Source organism: Cohnella sp. CFH 77786, assembly GCF_019400745.1.
Classification (GTDB): Bacteria; Bacillota; Bacilli; order Paenibacillales; family Paenibacillaceae; genus Cohnella.
The window spans coordinates 19185-40820 of the sequence record NZ_WJIB01000026.1 but is presented as its reverse complement, the minus strand read 5'-3'; the positions used below and the strand labels follow the sequence as shown (position 1 = coordinate 40820).

Here is a 21636-nt window from a genome sequence, read left to right as displayed (position 1 = left end):
AGAGAGGGTGACCCTTCACTCAATTGTGAAAGGCGGCATGGATTATATCCTCTTTACGGCGTTCGTCATGCTTGCGTTGGCGGGATTGATGCGGTTCGTGCGCAAATCGTGGCTGCCGTCGGTCGACATCCGGCGGCTCAGGCCGGTTATGCTTATCGTGGCAGCGATAACGATCGTTATTATGCTATGCGGATGGTTTCTCGTTCAATTGTCGGAAAATAGGGAATACAAGCGAACGAAAGTCATGTTGACGAGCATGGCGCCGATTCTGGCCTACGAATTGTCCGAGAACGGATACGCGGGCATCCGGCTGGACACCCCGTCTGACGATCCGGTCTATTTGCGGTTACTGGAGGAAATGCTTCGCTGGATGAAGCTCGATCCGCAGGTAATTTCTTTCTATACGCTTCGCAAGCTGGAGACGGTCGGAACGTCTTTATCCTGGGACCCGAAACGGATTATAACCGCGACGGCCGGATTTCCGGCGATGTGGAGGCGAGGGTTCCGATCGGGGAAGTATACGCGGAACGGATTCCGGAGCTGGAGGAAGCGTTCCGGGGGCGAGAGACGTTTCAGTCCGAGGTCTCCGAAGACCCGTGGGGAATCACGATCAGCGCTTTTGTCCCGATTTACGATGCTAAAGGGGAGCTTCACGGCGTCCTTGGAATCGATTACGACGGCCGGCTGTTTCTGAGAAATGTCGCAATGGCCCGCATCGGCATGAGCGGGAGCATCTTCGCCGTCCTGTTGTTTTTGTATTCGATATTGGCGGCATTTGCTTACTTCATCCTCCGGCGACAGAGCAACCGCCATCAGGAAGAGTTGCGGAATTTGGCCTTTCACGATTCCATGACCGGACTTCCAAACCGTTTCTTGTTCCGCGAGCGGCTGACGGCGGCGATTTCCGATTTGCCGGAACGCGCGCATTCGGCTGCCGTATTGTATCTGGATATGGACCGGTTCAAGACCGTGAACGACAGTCTCGGGCATCAAGTCGGCGACCGCTTGCTGCTCGAGCTGGCCGAGCGGTTGAAGGCGGGGCTGAGCGGGGACGAGCTGCTCGCACGGCCCGGGGGAGATGAATTCATGATCCTCATGAAGAACGTTCGGGGCTGGGAAGACGTAAGGATCAAAGCGGAATCGATCCTGTCCGTGCTCGAGGATCCGGTCCTCGTAGACGAATACGAGCTGTTCGCCAAGCCGAGCATTGGGGCAAGCCTGTATCCAAGCGGAGGCAAGGACGCCGATACGCTGATCCGGAATGCGGATACGGCCATGTACTACGCCAAAGAGCGAGGGATTGATTTTCATATCTATACGGAGGATATGAACGAGAAGCTGTTGAAGAGGTTGTCGCTTGAAAACGATTTGCGCAAGGCGATCGAACGCGGCGAATTCCTGCTCTATTATCAGCCCAAGGTGGAGACTCGAAGCGGAAGCGTCGCCGGCATGGAAGCGCTGATCCGCTGGAAACACCCGACGAAGGGCATGGTCCCCCCGAGTCTGTTCATTCCGGCGGCCGAGGATACGGGGCTGATCGTTCCTCTCGGCGAATGGGTGCTGAGAGAAGCTTGCAGGCAGCTTCAGGCATGGATGGCAGCAGGCTTGGAGCCGATTCCCGTATCCGTGAACCTTTCGAGCCGCCAATTTCAAAAGAAGGATCTGGTCACGAGGATTCGCGGCATCCTCGCGGAATACGAAATCGATCCGAAGTGGCTGGAGCTGGAGCTGACGGAGAGCTGCGTGATGCAGACGCCCGAATTGTCGAACCATACGATGCATCAATTGAAGAAAAGCAGGCTGAGCATCGCACTCGACGATTTCGGTACGGGATATTCCAGCTTCGGCTACTTGCGCAGCTTTCCGCTCGACGTGCTCAAGATCGACAAGGGGTTCGTCAAAGACGTGACGAACAATCCGGATAACGCGGCGATCGTGGAGTCCCTCATTTCGCTCTCCCATCATTTGGGGCTGAAAGTCATTTGCGAAGGGGTGGAAACCGCGGATCAGCTCGAGTTTTTGAAGAAGCGAAGATGCGACGAAATACAGGGGTTCTATTTCAGTCCGCCGGTGCCCCCGGACCAGGCGGAAGGTTGGCTGGGCAGCGCCAAGGGCAGGGAGGCGAAGAGACTCGGCTAAACGGCGGGAAATAATCAAGAGAGTTGTGATTTCATGCTATTGGCAAGAGATTTGATTTCCAATTTTGCCTTACTGTCCACCATGATCTTTATCGTAACGCAGATCTCCAGCCAACCGCTGCTGCGCACTTCAGGCAGCGCCAAGCGGAAGTGGGCGATCGGCGTCGTGTTCGGCTTGATCGGCATCTGCCAGATACTGCTGAGCATCCGGGTTACCCCTTCCATGATGATGGATTTGCGTTCGCTCGCCATCGTTTGCGCTTCCCTGTTCGAGGGACTTCCGGCAGCCGTATTGGCAAGCCTTATCATTGCCGCCGCAAGGCTGACTTTGTTCGGCGCGCTTACCGATGCCGCGGTCTCGAGTTCCATCTCCATCGTGGTAAACGCGATCGGCTGCGGCATCATCGTACATATCGTAAAGGATTACCGCAAGGCATGGGCTTGCCTCCTGCTCTATTCAGCGGCATTGCCGGCGATCAACGTTTATTGGCTGCTCCGGGAGAACAGCCGGCCGGTAATCTTTGCATTCGTCCCGATATACCTCGCAAGCGGAGTTCTGATCGCCTACGTCATTTACTACTTGGACCGGACGAAGGCGCTTTTCCTGAAATACGAAACGGAAGCAACGAAAGACCATCTGACCGGATTGCCCAATGTTCGATCCTTTGACGTAAGCTATAATGAAGCTGTCCGGCAAGCGAATGTCAGGCATTCCGCTCTTTCCGTCCTGATGGTCGACATCGATGATTTCAAGATGGTCAACGATACTTACGGGCACGCAGCCGGCGACGAAATATTGAAGCAGTTCGCGGCGGTGTTGGCCGATTGCACGGGGTCTCCTCAATCCGTATTTCGGAAAGGCGGAGAAGAGTATGCCGTTATCTTGGAAAATTGTCCCCGCAGCCACGCTTTAACGGTTGCAGATGCGATTTGCGCCGAAGTACGAAGATTCCATTTTCGGTTGCCGGACGGGCAAAGCATCCCGATCACGACCTCTATCGGGACGGCAAGTTACCCGGATATTGCCGGCGAGAACTTGTTGGCTGCCGCCGATGCCGCATTGTACGAAGCGAAGAGGACGGGGAGAAACAAGGCCGTATCGGCATCTGGCACGGCTCGGATGAACGTATTCGGACCCTAGAGAGGGAATACCTGAATCGGCAGGTGTGGGAGGTTTTCCTGTGAAACTTATCCAAATGCAATGCAACAGATGCCAAGGCAAGCTGGTATGGCATCCTGATTTCGGATCGATAGAAGCATGCGTGTACTGCTTCCACCTGTGGGACGAGAATTCGAATCTGTCCCGGAAGGACGATCGGGTCGAATGCTACACCCCGGAGACGTTTGCCATGGCGCTGGATGTCCTAGAATTTACAACTCGTCCTCATATTGAATCCGCCATTACCTTTGCCTTGAAAGCAGTAGAGATTGCCTCGATGCTGGGTGTCGAGGAACTGGAAATGCGCGCCCAGTTAATCCATGCCGAAATCATGATTCGGAAAGGACTACTAGCGGAAGGAGGACGCATTCTCCAGAAAATCAGCGGATGGGCCGAATCTCATCCCCATGCATACATTTCGGCTCGCGCGCACCGGCATCTGTCCGTTTTTTTCCAGTGTCTCGGAGATTTGCCAAGGGCGCTGGAGCATGCGCTGCATTCCTGCCAGCTTCTGCCCAACGATGCGCGGCCCCAGATTCGGGGAAATCACCTTCTGCTGATGGGGTGTATTCTTGCTCGAAGCAGGGAATATGAAGAGGCCAATCGAAGTTTTCAAGAGACTCTTGACATCGCGCTCGAAACGAATCAGTTGCAAATTGCCTTGATTACGTTAAACAATATGGCCTATGCGCAGTATGAAATGGGGAATACGGAAGAAGCAACCGGGATCATCGAACGGCTCCGTGAGTTTGGGCAAAAGCACGGACTGCCGCTCAATCCCCGCATTCTGGATACGATTGCGAGGGTTGAAATCCTCCGTGGACGTTATGAGGAATCGGAGCGTACGCTGCAGGCTGTTATCGATCGTCAGCTGGACCGTCTTGTAAATGAGTTCGAAATGCTGCCCGAATGTTTCATCACCGCTGCGATGGCTCAACGGCTTCAAGGAGCGTACGGCCGATCGCAAGCAACGCTGGACGAAGCGCTGAGGCTTTGCGAGGAGCACGGCTTCGCGGGTTACCAGGTCAATATCATGGAGGAGCAAGCCGAGCTCTATGCCGCATCCGGACGTTACCGCGAAGCTTATGAGGAATTCCGCAGATTCCATGCCGAATCGGAAAAGCTGCGCTCCAAAGAACGCGAAGCCCGGGCCAAAGTTCTGCAGGCCGTCTTTGAAACGGAAGAGGCCAAACGCGCCAGCGAGTATTACCGGAATTTGGCTTTCCGAGACCCCTTAACCGGCCTGTACAACAGGCGTTACATAGACATGCAGGTCGATGAATGGATCCGGCTCTCCGTCGTTTCCGGCGCCCCCCTCTCGATCGTCTTGCTGGATCTCGATCATTTCAAGCAAATCAACGATACGCTGTCCCACGAGATCGGCGATACGGTGCTGATCCATGTCGCCAAAATCCTTGAAGCCGCCGCCGAAGAGCCCAAAGCAGCCGCCCGCATAGGCGGAGAGGAATTCCTTATCGTGCTTCCCGGATACGATTCCAAACAGGCATTGGCCTATGCGGAAGAGCTCTGCCATACGATTCGTTCCATGGACTGGTGTCCCATTACCGGGACATTGAAAGTTACGGCCAGCATGGGAATCAGTACCTTCTCCGATGGACTAAGCCGTTCCCGCTTATTGACGCTGGCAGACAACAACTTGTACCAGGCCAAGCGCGCGGGAAGAAACCGGGTTGTCGGTTGAACAAGTGAAAAGTTCGAGGATAGGATTCAAGAGGGTCGGAGTGGAGGCATAGAAGGTCATCGCCAGAATGGGGGAAAAGCGACATGCGAGCATTGATCAACATCGACTATACCCGCGATTTCATCGCGTCGGACGGGGCGTTGACGTGCGGGGCGCCGGGACAGGCGATCGAACGGGAAATCGCGCGTTTGACGAAGGAATTCGCGGAAGCGGGCGATTACGTTGTGTTCGCGGTTGACGTACACGACAAAGACGACCGGTTCCATCCGGAAACGAAACTGTTTCCGCCGCACAATATTCGCGGAACGGAGGGTCGAGACCTGTACGGGGAACTCGGCGTACTGTACGAAAGCATCCGGCGGTTGCCGAACGTCCGCTACATGGACAAGACGCGGTACTCCGCTTTCACGGGCACGGATTTGGACTTGAAGCTGCGGGAACGCGGCATCTCCGAAATCCACCTCGTCGGCGTCTGCACCGACATTTGCGTTCTTCACACCGCCGTGGATGCCTATCATCGGAACTATAAGATCGTCGTGCACGAGAAAGCGGTCGCCAGCTTCGACCCGGCAGGCCACGAATGGGCGCTGCGCCATTATCGCAACTGCTTGGGCGCCGAGGTCGTTTGATCGGAGAGGGAGTACCGCTTCAAGTCGCGGAAGGATATTGCAGATGATCCTCGGTTGCCTTCCTCACTCCGATCCGAACGATGGATCCCTTCGGACGGTTCGGTGCAATTTCATAAGAAAACAAACCGCCATAAGTCAGCTTCAATCGTTTTATCGTGTTGATAAGACCTACGCCGCCATGATTTCCGGACGATTCTTCTTGTAAACTTTTATGATCGCCGTCCGAATCGTCATGGAGGCCATCTAAACGTTGGAGTTTGGCAATCACCTTCGGATTGAACCCAACCCCCCGATCCTTTACTTCGAGCAACCAGCCGTACTCGGGAGTTTGCCGAATGGTGACGTGGATTTCCCATGGAGGATTGCAAGTTTGAAAAGCATGATGAAAACAATTTTCGATTAAAGGCTGGATGATGAGGCGAGGCACCTTATACAAAAGCGAGGCTTCATCTATTTCCACCTGATATTGCAAGTGATCCTCGTACCGGACCTTCATCAGTTCCAGATAGAGCTGCGCGTACATCATTTCATCGCGAATCGTCACTTCTTTGTCCGGATTTTGCAACGTATACCTGAACATCGAGCCTAGCTTTTCGCATAATTCGGCTACTTTATCCGCGCCGGCTTCCTCTCCGACGGATCCAATGACCGCAAGCACATTATACAGGAAGTGCGGATTGACTTGCGATTCCAGCGTGTATAGCCGCGCCTTGGTTTCACGTGAACGCGCGTCCGCCTCAGCTTCGATGGAAGTCTTAAGACGATCGATGATGCTATTGAAGGCATTATGGATTTGTACCATTTCATCATCCGCATGATCGAGCGGTATCGTGAGATTCCCCAATCGAACCTGCCTGATCATGTTGACCGTTCTGCGGATTTTTTTTGTAAATTGTTTGGCGATGACGTAATTCATGATAAAACTAAGAATGATGAAGGCGATGCTTACGATGACGATCAGTCTGCCTACCAATTTGATGGATGAAAGAAAATCGGACTTGGGAACGGCAAGGACAACCGTCCAGGGGTTTGAAGGATATCGTATGAAGGAATAAATAAGATCGGATTTGATGATGGTTTCGGGATTTATATCGGCAGATGTGTCGGAGAGCTCGGTTCCAAGCAATTGATGAAACGTTACATTCGGATTCGCCTGCCCGGATTGCGTCGTGAATACAGGCCGACCTTCCGGATCAAATAAGAACACCTCGGTATTTCCTGCATAGGGTACGCCCAAGGTTTCTTCGAATTTCGAAACGTTCTGCTGAAATTCGATCAGGCCGAGGGTTTCAACCTCATTGTGAAATACGCGATAAAAGGAGACCATCCGTTGTTTTCCCTCGGGGTAATAGGGATCAATATGGGGACCGGCGAAGTGAATGGTATCGTCTTCGGTGAAATGAAGATATGAAGCTTTGAATGAATCGCTTAGCAAATAAGAACGGATGGAATCCGTATTCTCCCAGAGCTCTCCCAAACTCACATAGTCGCCGCGATCGTTATAGATACTGATTCTTGACAGATTCAGACCGGGATTTTTGTAGATCGATAAGTAATTCTGAACCATTCGTTCAGCATCGGTATGGAGTGCGAAGAAGTTCTTGTTTTCCTTGGATTGGCCGGCTTTTAGCATAATATATTGTAATTCGGAAGTTTGGCTGATTTGAAATGACGTATGATTCAACTGGCTATAGACCAAGGCGACTTGATTCGATATCTTTAGCGTTAATTCCTCCAAGTTATCAATGGCTTGCTTCTCCAAACGTCCCGATATATAGTAGTAAAAAAAGGAAAAAGAACTGACGATAAGCAGCAGTCCCAGCACGGAATTGATCAAAAACAGTTTTTCCCGAACGCCGAATCTGAAAGTAATCGCAGATTCCTCCTTATATTCGTGCGCGCAAGCCGACGTCTAAAGTATGGCATGATTCGACATTCGTGTAAATGAGAAGACAATCGTAAGAGACCAGGGTTTTTGGAGGATTCGAGATGGGAAGGAAAACGAAATTCGGATTCATAATCTTGATTTCCATTGCGGTGCTGTTTCTTTTTGCAACCGCTTGCAATTTCGCCAAGGAGCCGGAAAGGTCTTCGGAACCCCTTGTCACCACCGGCGAAGCTAAACCGCAAGTCACCATCAAAGTGTACTTGGGTACCGATTTTTCATCTAAAGAGTTTTACAAGAAAGTAAATGAGGCGTTTACAGCCCGGACAGGAATCCAAGTCGAGTCGGAAATGGTTCCCGGAGCCGGTAATGATATGTACAAGAAAGTCGATTTGGATCTTGCTGCCGGCGGTACGGTTGACGTCATTCCATTGATTCAACCTTTAATCCTCGACAAATATGTGAAGAAAAATTATTTGCTGCCATTAAACGGTTTGATGAAAACGGAACACTACGACGCGGATCAAAGGTTCGGCCCCTATTTAACGAAGTATGACGGCATCATTTACGCATTGCCTGAACAAGTGTCTACTTGGGCCGTATTTTATAACAAAAAAATATTTGATGACGCGGGAGTTCCCTATCCGCCGTCGGAATGGACATGGGAACAATATATTGAAACGGCAAAAAAACTGACCGATCCTGCCAAAGGAATCTATGGATCGTATATGTTGGATTACGATATTTATTTATTCATGCTGGCCAAACAACATAACGTTTCCGCTTACAAGGCGGATGGAACCTCGAATTACGACGATCCGCTGTTCATGGAAAGCTTGAAATTTTTCGGTGATTTAGGGAATGTGTATAAAATTCAACCCAGTTGGAAGGAGTTCAAGACGCAAAAATTGACATGGGACGGGTTTATGTCCGGAAAATACGGGATGCATCTGATTGGAACCTGGTATACTTCCATTCTAACGAATGATGCTGATTTCCCGAAAGATTGGGAGTGGGGCATCACCCAAATTCCCACGGATGGCAAGGGAACGAACAATTTCGGCGTAACTTACACCTACGCCGTGAACAAGAATTCGGCTCATCCCAAGGAAGCTTTGGAATATGTGAAATTCAGAGCCGAGAACGCGGCATTGATGAGCGGAAATATCCCCGCTCTGACCGATCGGGCCGTCCAAAGAAAGGCGCTGAAGGAAATCGCGGTCGCTTCCGGAGGCAGCGTTACCGTGAACGATTTATCAAAAGCATTTTTTGATAACAATTTAGGTTTTATTCAGGAAAAAAACATCGGGTCCGCAGCAACGGAGTACAGCAATATTATTTTATCGGAAGGCGATCTGTATCTTAGGGGTCAACGTTCATTGGACGATACGGTAAGAGCCATTAAAGAAAAGGCGGATGCAGCCATACGGAAAGAGTTATCGGTGCAGGATGACTAAGGAGCTGCACGCCGGTACGCGCAACGGCAGCATGATTTTGACGGCCGAGTACACCTTATAAATCCCGCAAGGGATTTTTTTGTTTCGTCAGCGGTCGAGTTTCCCCCGTTGCCTGCACCCGGCGATAAAGTTATAATAATGGAGTAAAACATGAACTAAATATTTTACTAAAAATGTGGGGTTTTATGGCAACGATTAAAGATATCGCCCGGATGTCCGGCGTATCAATCGCCACCGTCTCCCGGGTGCTCAACCGCGACCCGAAGCTGTCCGTCAGCGTCGAAACGCGGGAACGCATCTATCGGGCGGCCGAGCAGCTGCGCTATAAGCCTAAGCATCGGATCCTCCCTTACGACCGCGGCCGCAACGCGGCGGAGAGAATGTTCGCCGTTCTTACGGCGGTCTCGCTGGACGGTGAGGAGGAAGATCCTTACTTCGCCTACATCCGTCGGGGGATCGTCAGAAGAATCGGCGAGCTGGGCTTGGGCCAGCCTCGATGGTTTCGCCGGGATCAGCAGGATGAAATCGACTTTGCCGCATTGGACGGGCTGATCGCGGTCGGTACTTTCGATACGGAGGATTTGGAAGCCAGAATGCCCCCCGGCACACCTCTCGTCCTGGTCAACCAGCTGGGGGATTCCGGTCGTTGCGATTCCGTTAAGTTGGATTTCCGCCAAGCCATGGAGGATGCGCTATCCCATCTGCTCGGCCTCGGGCACGTTAAAATCGGCCTGATCGACGGATGCGAGAAAGAATTCGTTCTCGATCCGGGACTGTCCGAAGGACGCAGGATCCACGATGACCGGCGCGTCCATTTCGAACGTTTTTTGCGCGAACGCGAGTTGTACCATCCCGAGTTCGTTGCGACCGGCGATTGGAGATCGTCGGGAGGGTACGAGGCGATGCTGCGTCTTCTGGCATTGCCGGATCGGCCGACGGCTTGCTTCGTCAGCAGCGACCCGATGGCCATCGGCGCCTTGCGGGCGCTTCGCGAACGCGGCGTTAAGGTTCCGGAAGGAATGGCGGTCATCGGATTCAATGACATTGAAGTTTCGGCATTCGTGGAGCCTCCCCTGACGACGGTCAAGGTCTATCCCGAAGAAGTCGGCAGGGCCGCGGTCGGCTTGCTGATGGACCGGTTTGAGGGCCGCGAGGTTCCGCAGCGCGTCGTCATCGGCACGAAGCTGGTCGTCAGGGAAAGCTGCGGCGCCGCCATAAACAAGTAAACGGAGGAAAAACAACATGCCCATCACCCACCACCCAACCGAGAACATCTTCCACCTGCACTCGGACGAAATGAGCTACGCCATCCAAATCGTCCGCGGCTATCCCGTCCATCTCCATTGGGGCAAACGTCTGCGCGACGGCATGGATTGGAGTGGGATGCTTCCGCGCGTGGAGCGCGCCTCGTTCAGTCCGAATCCGGTGGAGGACGATTATTCGATTTCGCTGGACACCCTTCCGCAGGAGTATCCGCAGTACGGAACGAGCGATTTCCGCGAGCCGGCCTACCAGGTCCAGCTGGCGGACGGAACCCGGATTACGGAGCTGCAATACCGCGACCACCGGATATACGCAGGCAAGCCTAAGCTGCAAGGTCTTCCGGCGGTGTACGCGGAATCGGACTCGGAAGCGGACACGCTCGAGCTGACGCTCGGGGACGATTACAGCGGTCTCACGGTTACGCTCAGCTATACCGTGTTTGCTCGCATGAACGTCGTAACCCGATCCGTCCGTTTGCAGCTTGAACGGGAAGCTTCGGAAATCCGGGTGCTGCGCGCTTTGAGCGCCAGCGTCGATTTCCACGACCGGGATTACGATTGTCTCTATCTGGCGGGAGCTTGGACGCGCGAGCGGCACGTGCAGAGGAGGCCGGTCGCGCCGGGCGGGACAAGGATCGAGAGCCGCAGGGGCGCCAGCAGCCACAACATGAATCCTTTCCTGGCGCTGGTGCGCCCGAATGCGGATGAGGACCAGGGCGACGCTTACGGATTCAGTCTCGTGTACAGCGGTAATTTCATGGCCCAGGCGGAAGTCGACCAGTTCGACATGACGCGGGTGTCGATCGGGCTGAACCCGTTCGACTTCTCGTGGAAGCTCTCGGCGGGAGAGACGTTCCAGACTCCCGAAGCGGTGCTCGTCTACTCGCCGGAAGGCTTGGGCGGCATGTCGCGGACGTATCATCGGTTGTACCGGACGCGGCTGTGCAGGGGAACCCACCGGGACAAGCCCCGCCCGATTCTCGTCAACAACTGGGAAGCGACCTATTTCAATTTCAACGCCGACAAAATCGAGTCTATCGCCAAAGCGGGAGCGGAGCTCGGCATCGAGCTGTTCGTGCTGGACGACGGCTGGTTCGGCAAACGCGACAACGACCACAGCTCCCTGGGAGACTGGGTCGTCGACCGCAAGAAGCTGCCGAACGGATTGCGGGATCTGGCGGAAAGGGTGAACGCTGCCGGCTTGCAGTTCGGGCTGTGGTTCGAGCCGGAAATGGTATCGCCGGACAGCGACCTGTACCGCGCCCATCCGGACTGGTGCCTGCATGTACCCGGACGGAGAAGGACGCCGGCGCGTCGTCAGCTCATCCTCGACCTGTCGCGGCAGGACGTTCGGGACTACTTGTACGGCGCCCTGAGCGATATTTTCTCGACCTGTCCCATCTCGTACGTCAAATGGGACATGAACCGCAACATGTCGGAAATCGGCTCCGCCTTGCTGCCGGAGGACCGCCAAACCGAGACGGCCCACCGGTATATGCTGGGGCTGTACGAGCTGCTCGGGCGGATCACCTCCGCTTATCCGCACATCCTGTTCGAGAGCTGCTCCGGCGGAGGCGGCCGTTTCGACCCGGGCTTGCTGTACTACATGCCCCAGACGTGGACGAGCGACGATACCGACGCGATCGAGCGCCTGAAAATCCAATACGGAACGAGCATGGTCTATCCGGTCAGCTCCATGGGCGCCCACGTGTCCGACGTGCCGAACCATCAGGTCGGGCGGCGGACGTCGCTGGAAATCCGGGGCGACGTCGCGATGTCGGGGAACTTCGGATACGAGCTGGATTTGACCAAGTTCGACGAGGCGGAGAAAGCGGTCGTCAAACGGCAGGTCGCTGCCTACAAGGAGCTGCGCGGGCTGATCCAAACGGGGGACTTGTACCGCCTCCGGAGCCCGTTCGAAGGCAACGAGACGGCGTGGATGTTCGTGTCGGAGGACCGCCGCGAAGCCGTCGCGTTCTACTTCCGCACGCTGGCCGAACCGAATCCGCCGCTCAAGCGGTTCAAGCTTCGGGGGCTGGATCCCGCCCTCGGTTACGTGATCGACGGGGTGGAGGGCAAGTTCGCGGGCGACCGGCTCATGAACTTCGGGTTCAACGTCCCGCAACTGCACGGCGACTTCGCCAGCCTCGTGTTGAAGTTGAAGGCGGAATAGTATCGAAATGACGTCATTCTGCCGAAATGGCGGGAGAGCGGCGGAGTTGAGGTACAAAGTGCCTTAATTCCGCTGAAATGGCGGGAGAGCGGCGGAGTTGAGGAATAAAGTGCCTTAATTCCGCTGAAATGGCGGGAGAGCGGCGGAGTTGAGGAATAAAGTGCCACCAATATCGGAGTAAGCGCCTCGGCCACCGGCCGAGGCTTTGCTTGTCATGATAGTGTTTAGGATAAATATGTTTGAATTCGTTCTGCTTGAGGGCGCAGCCCAAGCGAAGGCGCGGGAGCGGGGTTTGTCCTTACCCTGGAAAGGTACCCGCACGATAAGCTCTTCCCGCGAGCTTATCGCATCCTCGGCCCCCCCGTTTCCGCACGATAAGCTCCTCCCGCGAGCTTATCGCATCCGAAAGGTGCTTTAACGGAGGAGAATAGCGTTGGCCGGCACTGGCGAGCTGTCTTATTTATCGGTGCACCGTTCAATAGGTCTGATTAGCGTCTCTCCGCCACTATTCCGACCGACTCGCATGACCACTCGCTGATTAGCGTCTCTCCGCCACTATTCCGACCGACTCGCATGACCACTCGCTGATTAGCGTCTCTCCGCCACTATTCCGACCGACTCGCATGACCACTCGCTGATTAGCGTCTCTCCGCCGCTATTCCGACCGATTCGCATGACCACTCGCTGATTAGTGTCTCTCCGCCGCTATTCCGACCGATTCGCATGACTACTCGCTGATTAGCGTCTCTCCGCCACTATTCCGACCGACTCGCATGACCACTCGCTGATTAGCGTCTCTCCGCCGCTATTCCGACCGATTCGCATGACCACTCGCTGATTAGCGTCTCTCCGCCACTATTCCGACCGACTCGCATGACCACTCACTGATTAGCGTCTCTCCGCCGCTATTCCGACCGATTCGCATGACCACTCGCTGATTAGCGTCTCTCCGCCGCTATTCCGACCGACTCGCATGACCACTCGCTGATTAGCGTCTCTCCGCCACTATTCCGACCGATTCGCATGACCACTCGCTAATTAGCGTCTCTCCGCCGCTATTCCGACCGATTCGCATGACCACTCGCTGATTAGCGTCTCTCCGCCGCTATTCCGACCGATTCGCGTGACCACTCGCTGATTAGCGTCTCTCCGACGCTATTCCGACCGTTCGCGTGACCACTCGCTAATCTAATAAGTCGCGGGTACGAGGAAGCGGCGGTTCTCCTCTCCCTCCCCCTTGGCGAAATTCGTCGATATGGTACAATATTCTGACCAAACTGCCCCTGCAAGCGGTTTCTAGAGCTGACTTTCGGCCGGCGGATTGCTGCCAATCGTTCTTCATAAAAGAGGTGCATGCGTTTGCGATTCATCCGAAACCGGCTGCTCGGTGCCAGGCGGTGGCACATCGCCACGATTTTGTACGTCTCCTTCTTCCTCATGCTCATCTTACCCATCCTTTTCGTCACCTGGTTCGCCGTCCGCTCGTTTAACGCCGTGCTGTACGACAACGTGACGACGAGGGCGATGCAGACGCTTGAGCAGGTCTCCTACTCGCTCGATTCCGAAGCCAGCCGAATCGTTCATACGATCGCCACCATCGCCAACGACGAGAAAGTGTTCGCGACCGCCACCAAGCTGCACGCCAGCGAGACCGGGAACCCTCAAGCGAGCTACGAAGCGAGCGTCGAGCTGGATCACCAGCTCAGCAACTATTTCCATTACACCTCGGACATCGCGGCGGCGCTGTTCTTCTTCCGGGGCGGCGGCGTCTACGAATACAAGCAGTTTCTGGGGCTCCGCGAAGAGGACCTGCGGAATTCCGAATGGTTCAAGCGGTCGGCCGCGAACGTGAACAAGGTGCATTTGTTCGGCGCCGGGTCGAACCTCGGGACGGGAACGCCCGGGCGAATGGACATCACCGTTTCCGTTGCGCCCCGGTTCGCTTCGTCGTTCTACTCCGTGGAGAACGCGTATTTCATTTTCCGGGGGAGCGTGTTCCAGCAGCTGCTGCGAACGAAGGTGCCGGAGCCCGGATATTTCCTCGTATTGTCGAAGGACGGCTCCGTGATTACCGCCAGCGATGACGGGATGATCCGAGGCGGGGTCGGCCAAGTGCCCGCGGTTCGGGAGGCGCTTCGCGGGCCGAGGGGCAGCTACGTCGTCAAAGACGGGGGCAAACGGTCTTTCGTCCTCTACTTGACGTCGGAGAACACCGACTGGAAATACGTTCACGTCATCCCATACGAAGAGATGCTGTCGGACGTCCGGCAGGTATACAACCGGACGATGCTGGTTTCGACGCTGGGCCTGATCGTGTTCCTGATCGTCTCCTTCTTCCTCGTCCGCAGCATCGCGGGGCCGATCAAATCGCTCGTCCGGCAGATGAACCGGCTCAAGACCGGCAACTTCCAGGAAGTGCGGATCGAAGCTTCGGGCCCTGCGGAGGTGTTCGTCCTCGGTTCCAGCTTCAACGAGATGACGGCGAGGATCGAGGAATTGATCCGGGAACGCGAGGAGAAGGAGGCTCAGCGTTCCCGCGCGGAGATTACGGCGCTGCAATCGCAGATCAATCCGCATTTTCTCGTCAATACGCTCAACGCCATGAAGATCATGGCGATGATGTCCAAGTCCGTCAACATCCAGAAAATGACGGAGGCGCTCATGTACCTGGTCTCGTCCGCGTTTAACCGCGGCGGAAGCCATACGACCGTGGACGAGGAACTGCAGCTGCTGGAGCACTATGTCACGATCATGAAAATGAGGTACGGGGACCGTTTCGAAATCCGGATGGAGATCGACGGCCGGATCCGCGGGGCCTACATGCTCCGGCTGCTGCTTCAGCCCCTGGTCGAAAATTCGATCGTCCACGGCTTTCACGGCTTGAACCGCAAAGGCGCCATCCGCATCGAAGGGCGCCTGACCGAGGAGGGCGCGGTCGAATTCGCGGTGGAGGACAACGGCAAAGGCTTCGAGGGAGAAGCGGAACTCCTCGGGCGGGAGACGAGCGGCGAGACGTTTAACGGCATCGGACTCCGCAACGTGCACCGCCGGATCCAATTAAACTACGGACCTGCGTACGGCATGACGATCGCAAGCAGCGTAGGAGACGGCACGAGAATCACGCTGCTTCTGCCATGGCTGGAAAAAGACCCGGAATCGCAGAAAGCGGCGCCGGGCAAGGGGGCTTAAACCGTGTTTCGCGTGATATTGGCGGATGACGAACCGCTCGTTCGCATCGCTTTAAGGGAAATGATCGCTTGGGAGGAGCATGAGTGCGAAGTCGTCGCCGAAGCGTCGGACGGCGCCGAAGCGCTCCGGCTGCTCGAACGCGAGGGCGGGATCGATCTCGTCGTCATCGATATCCGGATGCCGGAGATGGACGGAATCGAATTCCTGGAGCGGCTCGGGCGAATGGACATGCCGGCCAAGCCGCTCGTGGTCGTGCTCAGCGCTTATCCGGAATACGACTACGTACGGCAGGCGTTCCTGCTCGGCGCGGTCGACTATATCGTGAAGGCGACGATGGAGCAGGGGCCGATGAACGCGGTGATCCGCAAAGCCGCGGCACGGCTCAAGGACAGGCTGCAGCAGGACGACCGGCTGCGGAAGGAACGGCAGGCGGAGCGGCTCAAGCTTCGGGAGCAGGCGGTTATGGAACTCCTCTCGGGAGTAGAGGGACCGGCAAGGACGGCCTTGGCGTCCGACGTTGACTGGCTCAGGTGGCTGCGGGAGGCGGAAGCTTCGGAGCAGGCGGTGGCTTGCATCGAAGTGGATATGACCGGCAGCCAGGCGGGGGGAGCCGGGCCGGACGACCAAACGGCCAGGTATATTCTGCATACCGTCCGCCAGGCCGCGGACGAGAGCGGGCACGCGGAGGCGCTCGTCCTCCGGATGGGCGCGCAGGAATTCGCGCTGCTCATCACGTTCGCCCCCTCGGCCGCCATGAGTCTGCACAAACGGCGAATCCGGCTTGCCGAAACGATCGACCGGGCGGTCAGCCATTTGAAGCAATATTTGAACCTCTCCGCCTGGATTGGCGTGTCGGATGCCGTCCGAGGCCCTTCGGGCTGGAATGAGCGTTACGCGCAAGCCCGCGAATGGGTCCGATTGCGTTTCTACGAGCCCGAGCGGAAGGTGTTTTACCCGGAGCATGGAGTGCCGACGGCGGAGGAAGCGAGGCTGCAGGCGGATCCGTGGGATCGCAAGCCGCTGCTTCGCGCCTTGGAGAATGGAGAACCTTGGGAAGAGGAGTGGGCGAGGGGCATCCGTTATTGGAGAAGCTTCCGGACGCGCCCCGGAGCGGAGGTCAAGCAGTCGATCCGCACGCTCTTGTGGGAGATCGGGGCGCTGCTAGGCGCGCATGGGTTCGATTGGGATGCGTTGTCGGAGCAGGATCCCCCGCCTCCAGAACGCCTTCTGCAGATGAACCGGCTGGCGGAGATCGAGCAATGGCTGTCGGACTTGGCCGGCAAAGCGGCATCGCTGCTCGACCCCCGGCGCCGCGCGGCGGATTCGTCACCCCGCCTCGTCGACAAAGCGATCCGCTATATCGAGCGGCACTATCCGGAGCCGATTTCCCTCGGCCAAGTCAGCGAATGGATCGGCGTATCCGAAAGCCATCTGAGCAAGCAGTTCGCGAAGGAAACCGGCGAGAACTTCATCGTCTACCTGACCCGGCTTCGCGTCCGGAAGGCGATCGAACTCATGGGCGGCGGCATGAAGCTGTTCGAAATCGCCGAGCGCGTCGGCTATCCGAATCCGGAGTATTTCAGCCGGATTTTCAAGAAAATGACGGGACGAACCCCCCAGCAATACAGGGACGAGATGAGGCCGTGAGCACAAAAAATGTCAACGCAAGCACAAAAATCGTCATGTAGCGGAAACCCGAATCCGCTTACAATGATCCATGAAAGCGCAAACATACATTTTTGGGAGGGTTCACATCCATGGCAAAACGCTGGGCAGGCTCCATACTGGCGCTCCTGCTGACGCTATCCGTCGTGCTGGCGGCATGCGGCCAAAGCAAAGACAAAGAGAACGAAGAGACGGCGGCAAGCTCCGGTTCCGCGTCCGCCGCACCGGCTTCGGAAGCGAACGGCGAGAAGATCACGATCAAGATGGCGATGTGGGACGTCAACGCTTCGTTCATTGACTTCCTGACCGCCAAGGTGAAAGAGTATTCCAAGGTCGATCCGAACGTGAGCGTGGAATTGGAAGCGTTCAAAAACGACGGCGACTACCTGAAGGCGATGAAGGTCCGCCTGTCCGCGAACGAAATGCCGGACTTCTTCGAGCTGAAGCCGAACTTCATCAACGACTTCAAGTCGGAGCTGCTTCCGCTGGACGACCTGAGCATCACGGCGAAGAACAAGTTCGCCAAGAAATACGCGGTGGACGGCAAGGTGCTGGCGATGCCGACAGTGTCGTTCCCGGAATTGGTATACTACCATCCGAGCATCTTCCAGGAACTCGGCTTGAACGTTCCGACGACCTGGCAGCAGTTCATGGACGTCCTGAACAAACTGAAAGAAAACGGGAAATACATTCCGTATGCGATGGGCGGCAAAGACGGCTGGCCGGACTATCCGTTCAACGAGTTCATGCACCAGATCATGTCGGGCGACGAGAACTACCTCAGCGCCATCGCCGCGCAGGACAAACCGTTCTCGGAAGGCACGCCGTTCTATAACGCCTACTCCCGCATCGCGGCTTTGTACGACGCCAAGGTGATGGGCCCGGATCCGCTCGGCGTCAGCTGGGACCAGGCGACCGGCCTGTTCGAGAGCAAGCAGGCGGCTGTCGTCGCCGCGGGCCTATGGTACCTGGACACGTACCTCTCCAAGGTCGGCAACATCGACGACCTCGCGGCGTTCCCGATGCCGCTCCGCGACAGCGAAAGCGAAGAGCTCAAAGTCATGACGTTCACGGACCACTTCTATGCCATCAACAAAAACACGAAAAACCCGGAAGCCGTGAAGAAATTCATGGAGTGGTTCTATAGTCCGGAGGTTCATCAGGCTTACGTGGACAAAGCGAAGCTGGGCGCGGCCATGGAAGGCGTCACGGCGAACGTGCCTTTCCTGAATGATTTCTATGCCAAAAACAAAATCACGCCGTTCCTGTACGTGCCGGGCAACCAGCAGTACACCGATCTCATCAACGCCACGCAGCTGGATTGGAAGAAAATCGGACAGGAAATGATGGCGGGCAAGAAGCTGGCCGACATCTCCGCCGAGCTGAACGACAAGTGGAGCAAGGCGCGCGCCGGCGCGAAGTAAGAGAGAAAGGAAAGGCGGGAGACGCCCGGTCCAGGCTAAGGGACGGGGCGTTTCCCGAGCTTTCCCGGAGGAGAGACCCTAAATGAGCTACTCGATGCAGAAGAAAGTGATTATCGTCTCTTTCCTGGCCTTGCCGATCGCGCTCTTGCTCCTGTTCCTGCTGTATCCGACGGCGAAGCTGCTGCAGCTGAGCTTCACGGATTGGAACGGGATCAGCAGAACGTTCGAATATGTCGGACTGGATAACTACGCGGACGCGTTCCGCATGCCCGAGCTGTGGAAATCGCTCTACAATAACTGGCTGTATTTTCTGATTCACGCGTTGTTCATCCCTCTCGAAATCATGGTAGCTGTGTTCCTCAACGCGAAGCTCCGGGCGAATCCGTTCTTCCGTTCGATCGTCTTTCTCCCTTATGTGATCAACGGGGTGGCCGTGGCTTACGTATTCAGCTATTTATATAATCCGATCAACGGACCGATCAACCTGTTCCTGCAATCCATCGGGCTGGAGTCCTGGATCCAGCGGTGGCTCAGCGATCCCGGCGTCGTCAACTATTCGCTGATCGCGGTATCGCTGTGGCGGTTCTGCGGCTTGCACGTCATCCTGTTCCTGGCCGGCCTGCAGGCGATTCCCCAGGACTTGTACGAAGCGTCGAAAATCGACGGCGCGGGACCGATGAGGCAGCTGTGGTATATCACGATCCCGGGCATGAGCCTCGTCATCGAAATCGTACTGTTCCTCAACGTGCGCGGAGCGCTCCAGGTGTTCGACATTCCGTTCCTCATCACCCAGGGCGGACCGGGCAACGCCAGCAGCACCTTCACGCTGTTCACGGTGGATACCGCCTTCAAATTCAACAACTACGGACTCGCTTCCACGATGGCGATCCTGCTTATGATCATGATCATCGTCTTCAGCTACATCCAGAAAAAACTGTTTCAGGCGACGGGAGGCGGGCGCTCGTGACAATGGGTTGGAAAGCCAAACCGTTCTATTACCTCCTGTTCGCGCTCATCACGGTCATCGTGCTCATCCCGATGGCGCTCGTCGTGTTCGCGGCGTTCAAGCCGACCGCCGAGCTCTCGGCTTCATCCCCCTTGGCGCTGCCGAAAAGCTTGTATTTCGGCAACCTGGAAGCGGCTTTCGTGAAAGGCAATATCCTGACCGGCTTCCGCAACACGGCAGTCCTGATCGCGGTCAGCGTCGGCGCAAACATGGTGCTCGGCACGATGACGGCCTACATTCTGAACCGGTTCGATTTCCGCTTCCGGAAGCTGATTTTCGCCATGTTCACCGTCGCGATGATCGTGCCTTACTACACGACGGAAGTGGCCCGTTTCCAAATCATCAAAGGTCTCGGGCTGTACGACACGCTGATGGCCCCCATTCTCATTTACGCGGGAACCGATCTGCTGCAGATCTTCATTTTCCTCCAATTCATGGAGAAAATATCGGTGCAGCTCGACGAGAGCGCGATGATGGACGGGGCGTCGTACTTCCGGATTTTCCGTTCGATCACGTTCCCGCTGATGTTGCCGGCAGCAGCCACGCTGGCGATCATCAAGGTCGTGGAAATCATGAACGATATGTATATTCCGTTCCTGTACATGCCGGACAAGGATCTGCATACGCTGTCCACCGCGCTGATGACGTTCGTGGGAGAACGCGCGACGTTCTGGAACGAGCTGTCCGCGGCGATCCTGATCGTCATGCTCCCGGCCGTGCTGATCTACCTCTTCTTCCAGAGGTACGTGTTCGCCGGATTGATGGACGGCGCGGTGAAGGGGTAGAGCGCCGAGTGCAGCCGGCAACTCAAATCCCGTAACGATCGCGTTACGGGATTATTGAGGATTCACCGGTGTCGGAACGGCGGGCTCGTTCTCCCCTCCCATGCGGCGGCGCGACGTTTCCATTTTGCCAACAGCCGGTACATGCTCCGATACCTTCGCAAGGCCAAACACCGGCATATTACCGTATACGCACTCATACTCACCGGCTCGGATCTTAAAGGTTTCATGGTAGATTCCGACTGTTCCATCCGTTCCGACCCTGCGATTGAAATTCCGCCATGCGGTAAGATGCTGCCCACCCCGGGCATACGCCTCCAGTTGTTCATACGAATCCCAATATTGGAGCAGATGGACGCTGCGCCAGCCCAGCATGAACTCCGTGCCACGGAAGCCGAGCTTGCGATTGGTGTAAAGTTCCCGCAGCATCGGTCCCATTGCCAGAAATACCGGTAGCCACTTGTGTATGGCCCAGAGCCGATTGACGCGCATGCCGATTAGGAAGACGACGAAATCCCCCTCCATACGAGCTGTGTATCTTCCCGGTATTACTTTTGCCATCGAACATCATCTCTCTTCATTGTTGATTAATAAATAAATATAGTCCTAACAAATAGGCGAAGGTTTGTTATTTCTTCTTACAGTAAGGCGAAAGCTCGGGCAACTCCAGCAACTCCGACATTACCGCGACTATCCCGAGGCCAATGAAGCTAGAAGCCTGAAAGTCGGGCTGGGGAATCTGAGCTCGCTCGAATTTCCCCTTCACCATCTGATGAATATGGGCAAATCCTTCCTGAACCTTTTGACGAATGACCGGCTCAGCCGTCGTGAACGCCTGCATCGACAGAAGCGTTTCGTCCCGGTGTTTTTCCAACAGGCCATAGAACGCTGTGCCCATCTGTTCTATCAGTTGCTCCGCAGGCGCCTCAACTTCCCTGAATATGCCTGCAATACGCTGTACGGACTGCTGCAGCACTGCGATAAACAGCTCTTCTTTCGTTTTGAAAAAATGAAACACATACGGCTGCGTAACCCCTACTGCCTGAGCGATATGTGCGGTCGTCGTCTTGTAATATCCCTGCTTGGCGAAGACGGTTATGGCTGCTTCGACAATTTGCTGTTTTCGGTCTTCTTTGGCCACTTCTTGATGTCTCTCCTTTTTTAT

Annotated in this window: 16 protein-coding genes; 13 read left to right on the top strand and 3 right to left on the bottom strand. The window is 55.7% G+C overall.

Going from position 1 to position 21636, the window contains the following annotated elements:
• Positions 1-7 precede the first annotated feature (7 nt).
• The 5 genes from GE107_RS26865 to GE107_RS25205 all read left to right on the top strand — a co-directional run bounded on the left by GE107_RS26865 (position 8) and on the right by GE107_RS25205 (position 5628).
• Positions 8-694 (top strand): hypothetical protein, encoded by a 687-nt coding sequence (locus GE107_RS26865; RefSeq protein WP_255570862.1) that lies wholly within the window; start codon positions 8-10, stop codon positions 692-694.
• A gap of 11 nt (positions 695-705) precedes the next feature.
• On the top strand, positions 706-2139 hold the full coding sequence (locus GE107_RS25220) for a putative bifunctional diguanylate cyclase/phosphodiesterase (RefSeq protein WP_370636537.1): 1434 nt from the start codon (positions 706-708) through the stop codon (positions 2137-2139).
• Positions 2140-2172: 33 nt separating this feature from the next.
• Positions 2173-3279: a GGDEF domain-containing protein gene (locus GE107_RS25215; RefSeq protein ID WP_219644400.1), complete on the top strand. Its 1107-nt coding sequence runs from the start codon at positions 2173-2175 to the stop codon at positions 3277-3279.
• A 40-nt stretch (positions 3280-3319) separates the two neighbouring features.
• Positions 3320-4999: a GGDEF domain-containing protein gene (locus GE107_RS27340; RefSeq protein WP_219644397.1), complete on the top strand. Its 1680-nt coding sequence runs from the start codon at positions 3320-3322 to the stop codon at positions 4997-4999.
• Between the two features lie 83 nt (positions 5000-5082).
• Entirely contained in the window at positions 5083-5628 is a 546-nt protein-coding gene (locus GE107_RS25205) for a cysteine hydrolase family protein (RefSeq protein WP_219644396.1), read from the top strand.
• 19 nt (positions 5629-5647) lie between these two features.
• Here GE107_RS25205 and GE107_RS25200 read toward each other — a convergent pair whose 3' ends face one another.
• Positions 5648-7465, bottom strand: a complete 1818-nt coding sequence (locus tag GE107_RS25200) for a sensor histidine kinase (protein WP_219644395.1) — start codon at positions 7463-7465, stop codon at positions 5648-5650.
• Between the two features lie 152 nt (positions 7466-7617).
• On the opposite strand from GE107_RS25200, the gene GE107_RS25195 reads away from it, so the two are divergent.
• The 8 genes from GE107_RS25195 to GE107_RS25160 all read left to right on the top strand — a co-directional run bounded on the left by GE107_RS25195 (position 7618) and on the right by GE107_RS25160 (position 20474).
• A complete protein-coding gene (locus GE107_RS25195) occupies positions 7618-8970 on the top strand; it encodes an ABC transporter substrate-binding protein (RefSeq protein ID WP_219644393.1) in 1353 nt (450 codons plus the stop codon).
• Positions 8971-9155: 185 nt separating this feature from the next.
• Complete coding sequence (locus GE107_RS25190) at positions 9156-10196, top strand: LacI family DNA-binding transcriptional regulator (RefSeq protein ID WP_219644391.1); 1041 nt, start codon at positions 9156-9158, stop codon at positions 10194-10196.
• 16 nt (positions 10197-10212) lie between these two features.
• Positions 10213-12405, top strand: coding sequence for an alpha-galactosidase (locus GE107_RS25185; RefSeq protein ID WP_219644389.1), 2193 nt, complete (start codon positions 10213-10215; stop codon positions 12403-12405).
• Positions 12406-13764: 1359 nt separating this feature from the next.
• On the top strand, positions 13765-15594 hold the full coding sequence (locus GE107_RS25180) for a cache domain-containing sensor histidine kinase (RefSeq protein WP_219644388.1): 1830 nt from the start codon (positions 13765-13767) through the stop codon (positions 15592-15594).
• Between the two features lie 3 nt (positions 15595-15597).
• Positions 15598-17241, top strand: a complete 1644-nt coding sequence (locus GE107_RS25175) for a response regulator (RefSeq protein ID WP_219644384.1) — start codon at positions 15598-15600, stop codon at positions 17239-17241.
• A gap of 110 nt (positions 17242-17351) precedes the next feature.
• Positions 17352-18683 (top strand): ABC transporter substrate-binding protein, encoded by a 1332-nt coding sequence (locus tag GE107_RS25170; RefSeq protein WP_219644382.1) that lies wholly within the window; start codon positions 17352-17354, stop codon positions 18681-18683.
• An 82-nt stretch (positions 18684-18765) separates the two neighbouring features.
• Positions 18766-19650: a carbohydrate ABC transporter permease gene (locus GE107_RS25165; protein ID WP_219644380.1), complete on the top strand. Its 885-nt coding sequence runs from the start codon at positions 18766-18768 to the stop codon at positions 19648-19650.
• A 2-nt stretch (positions 19651-19652) separates the two neighbouring features.
• A complete protein-coding gene (locus GE107_RS25160; protein WP_219644433.1) occupies positions 19653-20474 on the top strand; it encodes a carbohydrate ABC transporter permease in 822 nt (273 codons plus the stop codon).
• A gap of 51 nt (positions 20475-20525) precedes the next feature.
• On the opposite strand, the gene GE107_RS25155 is transcribed toward GE107_RS25160, so the two are convergent.
• Both GE107_RS25155 and GE107_RS25150 read right to left on the bottom strand, forming a co-directional pair.
• Complete coding sequence (locus GE107_RS25155; RefSeq protein WP_219644377.1) at positions 20526-21032, bottom strand: DUF4188 domain-containing protein; 507 nt, start codon at positions 21030-21032, stop codon at positions 20526-20528.
• 67 nt (positions 21033-21099) lie between these two features.
• On the bottom strand, positions 21100-21612 hold the full coding sequence (locus GE107_RS25150) for a TetR/AcrR family transcriptional regulator (protein WP_219644375.1): 513 nt from the start codon (positions 21610-21612) through the stop codon (positions 21100-21102).
• Positions 21613-21636 lie beyond the last annotated feature (24 nt).